Consider the following 14268-nt stretch of genomic DNA (forward strand, 5'->3'; position numbering starts at 1 on the left):
ATTGCCGCTAAAGAGCGTCAAAAGACCGGCGAATGGCTGCAAGGAAAGCTTCAAAAGCGTGATGAATTTCACGCTAAATTTTTTTGGGCGGACCACCGATATCAAAGTGACATCGATTTGCCAATTGTTTAGGATGGCAAACGAATGGTCAATACATTGGCATATACGTAATTTCCAACCGCTATAAGCCAATGTATTGACGCCAAACTTTTTGCTCTTAAAGACAAAGGAATGCCCCTGAGCCGACGTCACCTGTGGCCGGTCGGCAACCAGGCAAGCCTCATCAGGAGAAGTGCATGAGCAGCGTCGTCGCCGTCGTAAAAAGCATCATCGGCCAAGTGATTGCGGTTACCCCCGAAGGCGCCCAGCGCGTTCTGGTCGAAGGTGACCGCATCTACCAGGGCGAGCAGTTGCTCACCGGCGCTGCCGGCGCGGTGACGCTCGACGTCGGCAAGGGCAAGCTGGTCGACCTGGGCCGCGACAGCCAGTGGAGCAGCGCCGACCTGCCGCAGGCCGAGACGCACCACGCCGCCGCGCAGCCGGCCAACGCACCGAGCACCGAAGACCTGCAGAAAGCCATCGCCGCCGGCCTCGACCCGACCCAGGCGCTGGCGCCCACCGCTGCGGGCCCGACTGCTGCGCCTTCGGCCGCTGGCAGCAATGGTGGCGTTGGCGGCGGCCACAGTTTCGTGGTGCTGGATGCTACCGCCGGCCGCGTCGATCCCCACATTGGCTACTCCACTTCCGGTCTGGACAACAGCGGCGCAGCCGGTGACGAGCGCCAGAGCGAACTGCCGGCCAACCTCGCGCCCCAGTTCATCGACGGCAACAACGGCGTGCTGGAACTGACCACCGCCGAAGACACCCTGCTCACCGGCGCCTTCTCCGCCCGCGACGCGAATGGCGACCTGATCTCCTATAGCGTCGGCCAGGCGCCGGCCAACGGCCTGCTGGTGCTCAACCCCAACGGCACCTGGCAGTACAACCCCAACGATGACTACAACGGCGCCGACAGCTTCACCGTGATCGTCACCGACAGCCGTGGCGCGTCCAGCACTCTGGTCGTGAACGTTGGCATCACGCCGGTAAACGACGCTCCAGTGGCCACGGGCACCTATACCAGTGCCATCACTGACACCGCCGCCAACGACAGCTTCGCCGACATCAAGGGCCAACTGAGCGCCAGCGACGTCGACGACACCAACCTGACCTGGAGCGGCAGCGCCAAGGGCGCCTACGGCGAGCTGACCGTCAACGCCGATGGCAGCTACACCTACGTGGTCGATGCCAATGCAGTGAACGCGCTGCCACAGGGTCAGAACCCGAGCGAGAACTTCACCGTCACCGTCACCGATCCATCCGGTGCCACCGACACCCGCGTCATCACCATCAACGTCCAGGGCGCCAACGACACCCCGGTCGCCCAGGATGGCCAGGCCAGCGGCAATGAAGACAGCGTAATCGGCGGCCAACTGGTAGCCACCGACCGCGACACCGGCAGCACCCTCACCTTCACCACCAACGGCAATCCGCCGGCGGGCTTCACCCTGAAGCCGGACGGCAGCTGGACCTTCGATGGCAAGGACCCGGCCTACCAGCACCTGGCCGAGGGCGAGACCCAGGTCGTGCAGGTGCCCTACACCGTCACCGATGAGCACGGCGCGACCAGCACCGCTACCCTCACCGTGACCCTGACCGGCACCAATGACGCGCCGGTCGCCCTGCCGGGCGCAGCCACCACCGAAGAAAACAGTGTGCTCAACAGCCAGGTCCCGGCCGCCTCCGACGTGGACGGCAACGTCGCCGGCTACCAGCTGACCACCGGTGTCGGCAACGGCAATGGCAACCTGACCTTCAACCCGGACGGCAGCTACAGCTTCAACCCCGGCAAGGACTTCGACAGCTTGGCCCAGGGCGAGACCCGTGACGTGACCTTCACCTACCAGGCGAAGGACAACAACGGCGCGCTGAGCGATCCGCAGACCATCACCATCACCGTCACCGGCACCAACGATGCGCCGGTCGCCAGCACCACCAGCGCTGCGGTGAACGAAGACGCGAAGATTGGCGGCCAACTCGCCGCCAGCGATGCCGACGATGGCGCCTTGCTCACTTTCACCCTGGACAAGGCTGCTCCGGCCGGCTTCAGCGTCGACGCCAACGGCAAATGGAGCTTCGACGCCGGCGATGCCGCGTACCAGCACCTCAAGGCCGGTGCGACCCAGGTCATCACCCTCGACTTCACCGTCACCGACGAGCACGGCGCGACCAGCGCAAGCTCGCTGACCATCACCGTCACCGGCACCAACGACGCGCCGATCGCCAACGCTGCCAGCGCCAACGTCAGCGAAGACAAGATCAGCTTCGGCAAGCTCACCGCCAGCGACGTGGATGATGGTGCCAAGCTCAGCTTCAGCCTCAACGACAAGGCCCCGGCCGGCTTCACCCTGGCCAAGAACGGCAGTTGGCTGTTCAACGGCCTCGACCCGGCTTACCAGAACCTGGCCGCCGGCGAGACCAAGGTCCTGTCGATCGACTACACCGTCACCGATGACCAGGGCGCCACCAGCACCAACACCCTGACGCTCACCGTCACCGGCACCAACGACACGCCGATCGCCCTACCCTCAGTGATCAATCCAGTGAAGGAAGACGCGCAGATCAGCGGCACGCTGAAAGCCATCGACGTGGACAATGGCGCCCAGCTCACCTTCACCACCGGCAAGCTGCCGGCGGGCCTGACCGTCGGCAGCGACGGCCAGTGGAGCTTCAACGCTGGCGACGCCGCCTATCAGCACCTCAAGGCCGGTGCCACGCAGATCATCAGCGTGCCCTTCACCGTGACCGACGAGCACGGCGCGAAAACCAGCAGCCTGCTGGTGATCACCGTCACCGGCACCAATGACGCGCCGATTGCCATCGCGGCCAGCGCCGGCGTTAGCGAAGACCAGCTCAGCAAGGGCCAGCTCACCGCCACCGACGTCGACGACGGCGCCAAGCTCAGCTTCAGCGTCGACGGCAACGCACCGGCCGGCTTCACCCTCAAGACCGACGGCAGCTGGACCTTCGACGGCAACAACGCCGTCTATCAGAGCCTGGCCCAGGGCGAAACCCAGGACATCCAGGTCAAGTTCATCGTCACCGACCAGTTCGGCGCCACCGACACCAAGACCCTGACCCTCACCGTGACCGGCACCAACGACGCCCCGGTGGCTTCCGCCGCCAGCGACTCGGTCAAGGAAGATGCGTCCATTTCCGGCCAGCTCGGCGCCACCGATGTCGATCACGGTGCGACCCTGAACTTCAGCCTCGACCAGCAGGCCCCCGCCGGTTTCACCCTGAATCCGGACGGCAGCTGGACCTTCGACGCCGCCGACCCGGCCTACGCGCATCTGGCCCAGGATGCGACCCAGGTCATCAACATCGGCTTCACCGTCACCGACGAGCACGGCGCCACCGACAGCAAGGTCCTCACCCTGACCGTCACCGGCACCAATGACGCGCCGGTCGCCAGCGCCACCGTGGGTGCAGTGAAGGAAGATGCGCAGATCAGTGGCCAGTTCGCCGCCACCGACGCCGACGACGGGGCCAAGCTGACCTACGCCCTGGACAAGGCCGCCCCGGCCGGCTTCAGCGTCGACACCGACGGCAAATGGAGCTTCGACGCCAGCGACGCGGCCTATCAGCACCTGAAAGCCGGCGCCACCCAGGTCATCAGCGTGCCGTTCACCGTCACCGATGAACACGGCGCCGCCAGCTCCAGCACCCTGACCATCACCGTCACCGGCACCAACGACGCGCCGGTCGCCGATGCCATCAGCGCCAACGCCAGCGAAGATAAGCTCAGCACCGGCAAGCTCACCGCCAGCGACGTGGATGACGGTGCCAAGCTCAGCTTCAGCCTGAACGACAAGGCACCCGCCGGCTTCGTCCTGGGCAAGGACGGCAGTTGGCTGTTCAACGGCCTCGATCCGGCTTACCAGAACCTGGCCGCCGGCGAGACCAAGGTCCTGTCGATCGACTACACCGTCACCGACGAACACGGCACCATCAGCACCAACACCCTGACGCTCACCGTCACCGGCACCAACGACACGCCGATCGCCCTGCCCTCAGTGATCAATCCGGTGAAGGAAGACGCGCAGATCAGCGGCACGCTGAAAGCCATCGACGTGGACAATGGTGCCCAGCTCACCTTCACCACCGGCAAGCTGCCGGCGGGCCTGACCGTCGGTAGCGACGGCCAGTGGAGCTTCAACGCTGGCGACGCCGCCTATCAACACCTCAAGGCCGGTGCCACGCAGATCATCAGCGTACCCTTCACCGTGACCGACGAGCACGGCGCGAAAACCAGCAGCCTGCTGGTGATCACCGTCACCGGCACCAATGACGCGCCGATTGCCATCGCGGCCAGCGCCGGCGTTAGCGAAGACCAGCTCAGCAAGGGCCAGCTCACCGCCACCGACGTCGACGACGGCGCCGAGCTCAGCTTCAGCGTCGACGGCAACGCACCGGCCGGCTTCACCCTCAAGACCGACGGCAGCTGGACCTTCGACGGCAACAACGCCGCCTATCAGAGCCTGGCCCAGGGCGAAACCCAGGACATCCAGGTCAAGTTCATCGTCACCGACCAGTTCGGCGCCACCGACACCAAGACCCTGACCCTCACCGTGACCGGCACCAACGACGCCCCGGTGGCTTCCGCCGCCAGCGACTCGGTCAAGGAAGATGCGTCCATTTCCGGCCAGCTCGGCGCCACCGATGTCGATCACGGTGCGACCCTGAACTTCAGCCTCGACCAGCAGGCCCCCGCCGGTTTCACCCTGAATCCGGACGGCAGCTGGACCTTCGACGCCGCCGACCCGGCCTACGCGCATCTGGCCCAGGATGCGACCCAGGTCATCAACATCGGCTTCACCGTCACCGACGAGCACGGCGCCACCGACAGCAAGGTCCTCACCCTGACCGTCACCGGCACCAATGACGCGCCGGTCGCCAGCGCCACCAAGGCCACGGTAGCCGAAGACACCACCCTCACCGGCCAGCTCGATGGCAAGGACGCGGACGATGGCGCGCAACTAACCTACAGCACCACCGGCACCTTGCCGGCGGGCTTCTCCGTCGGCACCGACGGCCAGTGGAGCTTCAATGCCGCCCAGCCGGCATACCAGCACCTGGCGGTAGGCGCGACCGAGACCTACACCGTCAACTTCACCGTCACCGACCAATTCGGCGCGCAGAGCTCCAGCACCCTGACCCTGACCGTCGTCGGCACCAACGACGCGCCGGTGGCCTATGCCGCCAGCGCCGCGGTGAACGAAGACCAGACCAGCAGCGGCCAGCTCACCTCTTCCGACGTCGACGACGGCCACGCTGCCTACTACAGCCTCAAGGATGCCGCCCCGGCCGGTTTCACCCTCAACCAGGACGGCTCCTGGAGCTTCGACGGCAACAACGCCGCTTACCAGAAGCTAGGTGAAGGTGAAACCCAGGAGCTGCAGATCAAGTTCATCGTCACCGACGACAAGGGCGCCACCGGCGAGAACGTGCTGACCCTGACCGTCACCGGCAGCAACGATGCCGCTGTCATCGGCGGCGCCAAGGTTGCCAGCGTTTACGAGACTGACAGCGCGGTGAACACCGGCGGCCAGCTGACCATCAGCGACGTCGACAGCCCTGCCAGCTTCCAGCCGCAGACCGACACCCTCGGCCAGTACGGCAAGTTCAGCATCGATGCTAGCGGCAAGTGGACGTTCTACGCCCAGGGTCCGTACAACGAGCTGAAAGTTGGCGAAACCCTCACCGACACCTTTGTCGTCAAGGCTGCCGACGGCACCACCAGCAACGTCACCGTGAACATCGTCGGCACCAACGACGCCCCCTACGCCCAGCCGGCCACCGCCAGCGCGACCGAAGGCGGCGTGGCCCTGCCCAGCCTGGTGGACAACGCCACCGAAGGCTCGGCCCTCACCCTGACCGTGACCACCACCCACGCCGGCGAAGCCGTGAGCTTCAACTGGAACTTCGCCACCAACGACTACGGGCAGTTCAACGACTTCGCCTACGTGCTGATCAACGGCCAGGCGGTGAAACTGTCCGACGTCGCCACCGTGGGCGACGGCGGCACCTCCGGCCAGCAGTTGTTCAGCCATGTGTTCGGCCAGCCGGGCACCTACACCATCGTCATCGGCGTGGCCGACAACGGCGACAAGGGCGTCGACTCCAGCCTGGTGCTGAGCAACCTCTCCAGCCAGATCACCGTCAGCCAGTCGGTGGGCAGCGTCAACCTGAGCAACGGCCAGTGGACCCTGACTACCAACGGCGCCACCCAGCAGACCCTGCAGGAGTTGAACAAGGCTGGCCAGGCCGTCACCGGCCAGTTGCAGGCCAGCGACATCGACCATGATGCCCTACTGACCTTCAGCCTGAAGAACGCCGCGCCCGCCGGCTTCACCCTCAATGGCGACGGCACCTGGAGCTTCGACCCGACCTCGGCGGCCTACGACAGCCTGGCCGCTGGCGAGAAGCAGGTGCTGAGCATCGACTACATCGTCACCGACGAGCACGGCGCCACCGCTTCCAGCACCCTGACGCTGACCGTCACCGGCACCAACGACGCACCGGTGGCCACCGCCGCCCAGGCCACGGTTAACGAAGACCAGACTGCCAGCGGCAACATCGGCGCCACCGACGTCGATCACAACAGCACCCTCAGCTATGCCGCCATGGGCAACCTGCCGGCCGGCGTGACCCTGCGCGACAACGGCAACTGGACCTTCAACGGCAAGGACAGCGCCTACCAGCACCTGGCCGAAGGCGAAACGCAGACCCTGCAGATCACCTATAAGGTCACCGACGACCAGGGCGCCACCAGCTATGGCACCCTGACCCTGACCGTGGTCGGCGCCAACGATGCGGCGATCCTCGGCAAGGCCGACGTCACCCTGCAGGAAACCAACGCCGTGCTCATCACCGGCGGCCAGCTGAGCATCAGCGACATCGACAGCCCGGCCACCTTCCAGGTGCAGAACGACACCACCGGCCAGTACGGCAAGTTCAGCATCGATGCGGCCGGCCACTGGACCTTTGTCGCTAACTCGGCGCTGGACAGCCTCTCTGCCGGGCAGATCGCCCAGGACACCTTCGTGGTGAAGAGCGCCGATGGCACCGAAACCTCGGTCAAAGTCACCATCGTCGGCACCAACGATGCCGCGGTGATCGGCAACGCCGCCGTGACCCTGCAGGAAACCAACGCCCCGCTGACCGCCAACGGCCAGCTGAGCATCAGCGACGTCGACAGCCCGGCCACCTTCCAGGCGCAGACCAACACCGTCGGCACCCTGGGCAGCTTCAGCATCGACAGCACCGGCAACTGGACCTTCCTCGCCAACTCCGCCTATGACCACCTGGCCCAGGGCGCGACCCTGAGCGAAGTGTTCCAGGTGAAGAGCGCCGACGGCACCAGCGGCAGCGTCACCGTGACCCTCTCCGGCACCAACGACGCGCCCATCGCCACCAACAGCTCCGCCAACGTCAACGAAGACGTGAAGAGCCAAGGCCAGCTGAACGCCACCGACGTGGATGACGGCGCCCAGCTGCAGTACGCCGTGGTCGGCAACGCCCCGGCCGGCTTCGTGCTCAGCGCCGATGGCAGCTGGAGCTTCGATGGCAGCAACGCGGCCTACCAGTCGCTGAAGGCCGGCCAGACCCTGGAGATCGAGGTCAAGTACAGCGTCAGCGACGAGCACCAGGCCAGCGATGACGGCGTACTGAAACTTATCGTCACCGGCGCCAACGATGGCCCGACCGCCGTGGCCGACAGCGCCCAGGCCCAGGAAGACACCACGCTGAAGATCAACGTGCTGGGCAACGACACCGACCCGGACGGCGACAGCCTGATCGTCACCAGCGCCAGCGCCGCCAACGGCACCGTGGTGATCAACCAGGACGGCACCCTGAGCTACACGCCCAAGGCCAACTACAGCGGCAACGACACCATCTCCTACAGCATCAGCGACGGCCATGGCGGCACCTCCACTGCCACCGTCGCCGTCAGCATCGCTGCCGTCGCCGACCAGCCCAACCTGTCTCTGGACAGCCACCTGAGCTCCACCGGCCTGACCATGGAAACCTGGACCGGTCTGGCCCTGGGCACTGGCGGCAATGGCGCCAACCCCAACGACCTGCAGAGCAAGATCGACGCCGCCGGCACCCCGGCGACCAGCGAATCGATCAGCACCGCGAAGGACAGCGACGTCCCTGCCGGCACCGCCAGCAAGGTCAGCGGCCTGATATTCCTCGAAGCCGGCCACACCTACACCTTCAGCGGCACCGGTGACGACAGCGTGCGCCTGGTCATCGGCGGCACCAACGTCGCCCAGGCCACCTGGGGCGGTAGTAGCGGCCAATACAGCGGCACCTTCACCCCGACCGAGAGCGGCTACTACACCCTGGCCCTCTACCAGCACAACCAGAGCGGCCCGGGCAACTTCGACCTGAAGATTTCCGACAACGGCAGCACGCCGACCCTGTTGGGCACCAGCAGCGCGCTGGTCTACCACAACGCCGGCGAACTGACCGCCGGTGGCGAAAACCTCACCGCGCACCTGACCAACGGCCAGGGCTACTACACCGCCGCCGTGCTCAACCAAGGCAACGAAGACAGCGCCATCGCCCTGTCGAAGATCCATGCTGCGCTGGTCGACACCGATGGCTCCGAGAGCCTGGCCGTCAGCATCGGCAAGATTCCGCTCGGCGCCACCCTCAGCGACGGCACCCACAGCTTCACCGCCGACGCCAGCAACAACAGCGTCACCCTTACCGGCTGGAACCTGCAGACCCTGACGCTGACGCCGCCGCAGGACTTCAACGGCACCATCAAACTGGAAGTCAGCGCCACCTCGACCGAGAGCAGCAACCAGGATGCGGCCACCCGCACCCTCGACCTGACCGTCACCGTCAACCCTGTGAACGACGCGCCGACCGTCACCGGCGCGCAGAACCTCAGCACCGACGAGGACACCCCAGTCAGCGGGCAGATCCACGCCAGCGATGTCGACGGCGACACCCTGAGCTACGCCGTGAAGAACGGCAGCGGCCCGGCCAACGGCAGCGTCACCTTCGGCACCGACGGCCAGTACACCTACACCCCGGCGGCCAACTACAACGGCAGCGACAGCTTCACCGTGGTAGTCAGCGATGGCCATGGCGGCAGCGTGGAACAGGTCGTCACCGTCGGCATCAAGCCGGTGAATGATGCGCCGACCACCAGCGACCAGGCCAAGACCATCGCCGAAGACACAGCGCTCAGCGGCAAGATCATTGCCAGTGACATCGACGGTGACACGCTTACCTACAGCTTCAAGCTCAATGCACTGCCGCAACACATGCAGTGGCTATCGCTGAACAATTCGACAGGCGAGTACACCTACCAGCCGGCCGCCAATTACCACGGCTCGGACTCCTTCACCATCACCATCAGCGATGGCAAGGGCGGCGTGACCTATTCCACGGTCACCATCACCATCACCCCGGTGAACGACCTGCCGGTGTTCGACACTCCGACCAACACCACCACGGCCGAGGACACCGCGCTGGTCAGCTCGGTACACGCCACCGACGTCGACGGCGACAGTCTCACCTACAGTCTCAAGACCGGCCCCGCGCACGGCACCCTGACGCTGCAGGCCGACGGTCACTACACCTACACCCCGGACGCCAACTACAACGGTCCCGACAGCTTCACCGTGACCGTCAACGACGGCAACGGCGGGGTGGTGGACCAGGCCGTCAGCCTCACCGTCACCCCGGTGAACGACGCGCCGACCACCGCCAACCAGACCAAGTCCGTCGCCGAAGACACCCCGCTGACTGGCAAGATCGTCGCCAGCGACGTCGATGGCGACACACTGAGCTACGCCGTGAAGAGCGGCGTAGCCCACGGCACGCTGGTGCTCAACACCGCGACCGGCGACTACACCTACACGCCGACCGGCAACTACAACGGCACCGACAGCTTCACCGTCACCGTCAGCGATGGTCACGGCGGCTTCGTCGACTCCGTGGTGAACATCACCGTTACCCCGGTCAATGATGCACCGGTGTTCAACGCACCGAGCAACACCAGCACCGCAGAAGACACCCCGCTGATCGGCAAGGTCAGCGCCACCGACGTCGACGGCGACAGCCTGACCTACAGCCTGAAGACAGGGCCGGCCCACGGCTCCATCGTGGTCGACACCGCAGGCAACTACACCTATACCCCGAGCGCCAACTACAACGGCGGTGACAGCTTCGTCGTCACCGTCAACGATGGCCATGGCGGCGTGGTCGACCAGACCGTCACCCTCACCGTCACCCCGGTGAACGACGCGCCGGTATTCACCAGCGGCACCACCCTGAGCACCGCTGAAGACACCGCCAAGATCGGCCAGCTCACCGCCACCGACGTCGAGAACGACAGCGTCACCTTCTCGCTCAAGGCCAATGGCGGTGCCAGTCACGGCACCGTGGTGGTCAACCCCAACGGCAGCTACACCTACACTCCGGCCGCCAATTACAACGGTAGCGACAGCTTCACCGTGATAGCCAACGACGGCAAAGGCGGCCTCACCGAGCAGACCATCAACGTCACTGTCACCCCGGTGAACGATGCTCCCAACGGCACCGACAACACCGTCACCCTCAACGAAGACAGCAGCCGCAGCTTCGCCGCGGGCGACTTCGGCTTCACCGACGTGGACACCGGCGACACCCTCAGCGCAGTGCGCATCGACAGCCTGCCGACCAATGGCTCGCTGAAGTTAAATGGCACTGCCGTGACGGCCGGCCAGGTGATCGACGCCGCCGACCTGAACAAACTGGTCTTCACCCCGGCCGCCAATGGCAACGGCACCAACTACGCCAGCTTCACCTTCTCGGTGAAGGACAGCGCCGGCGCCTTCGACAGCACGCCCAACAAGATCACCCTGAACGTCACCCCGGTGAACGACAACCCGGTGGCCGTGAACGACAACTTCACCGTCTCCGGCCTGCAGGGTAACTACTGGGGCTACCGTGAAGGCACCGACGGCGCCAACCTGACCAGCCTCAGCCAGGTCGCCGCCTTCATCGCCGGCAAGGCTGCCGCCGCCACCTTCACCGCCACCTCGCTGAACTACAACCTCAGCGACGGCGACCTGGGCGGTGACGGCAACCTGCAGAAATTCCTCGGCAACGATGCGGGCTCGCTCAATACCGACCCGGCGAATACCTCCGACGCGATCATCCAGCTGAGCGGCGCAATCAGCCTCAACGCCGGCAATTACCAGCTGCGAGTCAACGCCGACGACGGCTTCAGCATCAAGATCGACGGTGTGGAAGTCTTCAAGTACGACGCCATCCAGAGCCCCACCGGCCGCGAGTCGGCGGTGTTCAACATCGCCCAGAGCGGCAACCACACCATCGAAATCATCTACTGGGATCAAGGTGGCCAGGCACAGCTGCAGGTCGAGATGCGTCCTCAGGGCGGAACCTACACCACCGTGGGCGGCACTGCGCTGACCCACGCGGTGGGCGAACTGGTGACCAACGAAGACACCGCGCTGACCATCGCGCCGAAGACCCTGCTGGGCAACGACAGCGACGTGGACGGCGACAGCCTGTCCATCCTCAGCGTACAGAACCCGGTCAACGGCACGGTCGCGCTGGTCAACGGCAACGTCGTGTTCACCCCGAGCAAGGACGTCAACGGCACCGGCAGCTTCACCTACACCATCAGCGACGGCCACGGCGGCACCAGCACTGCGACCGTCACCGTCGGCATCACTGCCGTCAACGATGCGCCGACCCTGGTGGCCGATACCGCCAGCACCAAGGAAGACACGGCGGTGAAGATCGACGTGCTGGCCAACGACAGCGACGTGGACGGCGACAAGCTGACCGTCAGCACCGCCACCGCCAGCAACGGCACCGTGGTGATCAACGCCGACGGCACCCTGACCTACACGCCGAAAACCAACTACAGCGGCAGCGACACCATCAGCTACACCGTCACTGACGGCCATGGCGGCACCGCCACCAGCACCGTCGCGGTCAGTGTCAGCCCGGTGGCCGATGCACCGCAGCTGCTCAACGGCAGCATCTTCCAGCTCAACCCGGGTGCGGTCACCATCAGCACCACCCAGGAAGTCACCCGCGCCGTGCTGGAGCAGGAAACCGGCCTGTCCAACAACGCCCTCAACGCCATCGACCCGCCCAAGGGCGCGCTGAACGATCCGGGCAACGTCACAGTGATCGACGGCGCGCTGACCAGCTCGGACTACAGCCTCACCGCTGGCAGCAAGATCAACTTCACCTGGGCCTTCACCAACGGCGAGAACACCGTCAGCGAAATCCAGGACGGCTTCAACGACATCGTTGCCCTGGTCGTCACCGACCCCACCGGCGCCCGGCAGGTCATCCAGGTGACCTCCTCGGAACAGCTGGGCGCCAGCGTGAACGGCAACGGCATCCAGAGCTTCACCGCGACCCAGAGTGGCAACTACCACTTCGACTGGCTGGTGCTCAACGGTGGTGACAATGGCAAGGACTCCAGCCTGGCCATCAGCAACACCACCGTGACCTACGGCGGCAAAACCTACGGTTCGGCCGTGGACATCGCCCTGACCACCGGCCTCACCGACACCGATGGCTCCGAGAGCCTGAGCGTGAAGATCAGCGGTGTGCCAACCGATGCCGCCTTCACCGCCGGCACCAAGGGCAGCGATGGCAGTTGGACCTTCACCGAAGCGCAACTGCACGACCTGCAGCTGCTCACCGCGGTGAACTTCAGCGGCACCCTGAACCTGAATGTCACCGCCACCGCCACCGAGTCCAACGGCAGCACTGCCAGCAGCACCGGCACGCTCGCTGTCACTGTCGCCAGCACCACCAGCACCACTGCCACCGGCAACAACGACCTGCTGCACGGCCTGGACGGCAGCGACACCCTCAGCGGCGGCAACGGCCACGACATCATCTACGGCGGTACCGGCAACGACACCCTCAACGGTGGCAGCGGTAACGACTCGCTGTATGGCGGTGCCGGCAATGACACCCTCAACGGTGATGCCGGCAACGACCTGCTGGTGGGCAACGAGGGCAACGACATCCTCAACGGAGGCACGGGTGACGACATCCTGATCGGCGGCAAGGGCAGCGATACCCTCACCGGCGGCTCGGGTGCCGACACCTTCCTGTGGCGCGCAGGGGACACCGGCAGCGCCACCATCACCGACTTCAAGGCCAGCGAAGGTGACCGCATCGATCTCAGCGACCTGCTGCCCGATGCCGCGCACAACGACATCCTCAGCTACCTGAAGGTGGACACCGCGACCTCGACCCTGCAGGTCAGCACCACCGGCCAGGTCGGCAGCGGCGCGGATGTCACCATCAAGCTGACCGGCGTCGACCTCACCGCCTACGGCTCGACCTCCACCGAGATCGTCAACAAGCTGGTGGCGGGTTCCGACCCGGTGGTCAAGACTGAGCATCACTGATCCGCAGTTGCCGCAAGGTTTCCAAATGGTCAGGCTCTGACACAACGACAGCGGGGCTACCCTTCGGGGGAGTTCCGCTGTCGTTCCTTCACATCACATGAATTGGGGACGGGTCGATGCTGTATATCCAGCGCAACGCCGAGGGTAGAATCTCGCGCGTCGAGGACGCCGAGTTCGACGGGATGACCGGCACCCTGCCGGCGGACCACCCGGACATCCAGGCCTGGGCGGCCGAGAGCAGCCTGCTGCAGCTCAAGCAGAGCGACCTGGACATGATCCGGGTACTGGAGGACCTGATCTCGGTGCTGATCACCAAGGGGGTGATCCGCATCACCGACCTGCCGCCGGCGGCGCGCTCCAAGCTGCTCAACCGGACCCAGGCCCGTGAAGCGCTGGGCGGGCTGACCCGGCTGATCAACGACGACGAGGAAACGGGGCTGATCTGAGCCCCGTTTTCTTTTGCTCGATGGCCACGCGGCATCCCCTCCCCTGTAGGAGCGAGCTTGCTCGCGAACAAGCTCCGCTGCGAGGCCAGGTTCGCGAGCAAGCTCGCTCCTACGTGAAAGGCACGCTCCGCACTTTGGATTTAGCTCTCGGGAGACTTCCAGAGAAACGCCCGCCCTCGTAGGAGCAACTGTCTTCACACGGCACCTGTCCTCCAACTGGTGCCGTCTCTCACCATCGCGTTGATCCGCACGATCAGTACGCGCATGCATGCCACTAATGCGACCTTCGGGCACCGCCCCTTGTC

At 65.3% G+C, this 14268-nt stretch carries 2 protein-coding genes and 1 pseudogene; 2 read left to right on the forward strand and 1 reads right to left on the reverse strand.

Translation table 11 applies throughout. The annotated features are described in order from the left end of the window. Positions 1-296: 296 nt before the first annotated feature. Complete coding sequence (locus tag IB274_RS24235; protein ID WP_192435402.1) at positions 297-13517, forward strand: retention module-containing protein; 13221 nt, start codon at positions 297-299, stop codon at positions 13515-13517. Between the two features lie 116 nt (positions 13518-13633). Further along, positions 13634-13963, forward strand: a complete 330-nt coding sequence (locus IB274_RS24240) for a tryptophan synthase subunit beta (protein ID WP_081517608.1) — start codon at positions 13634-13636, stop codon at positions 13961-13963. Between the two features lie 194 nt (positions 13964-14157). Here the strand turns inward: IB274_RS24240 and IB274_RS29740 are convergent. Continuing rightward, positions 14158-14268 (reverse strand): annotated as a pseudogene (locus IB274_RS29740) (IS110 family transposase); the annotation flags it as partial.

Origin of the sequence: Pseudomonas sp. PDM18, assembly GCF_014852585.1 — a bacterium.
In the GTDB taxonomy this organism is placed as follows: Bacteria; Pseudomonadota; Gammaproteobacteria; order Pseudomonadales; family Pseudomonadaceae; genus Pseudomonas.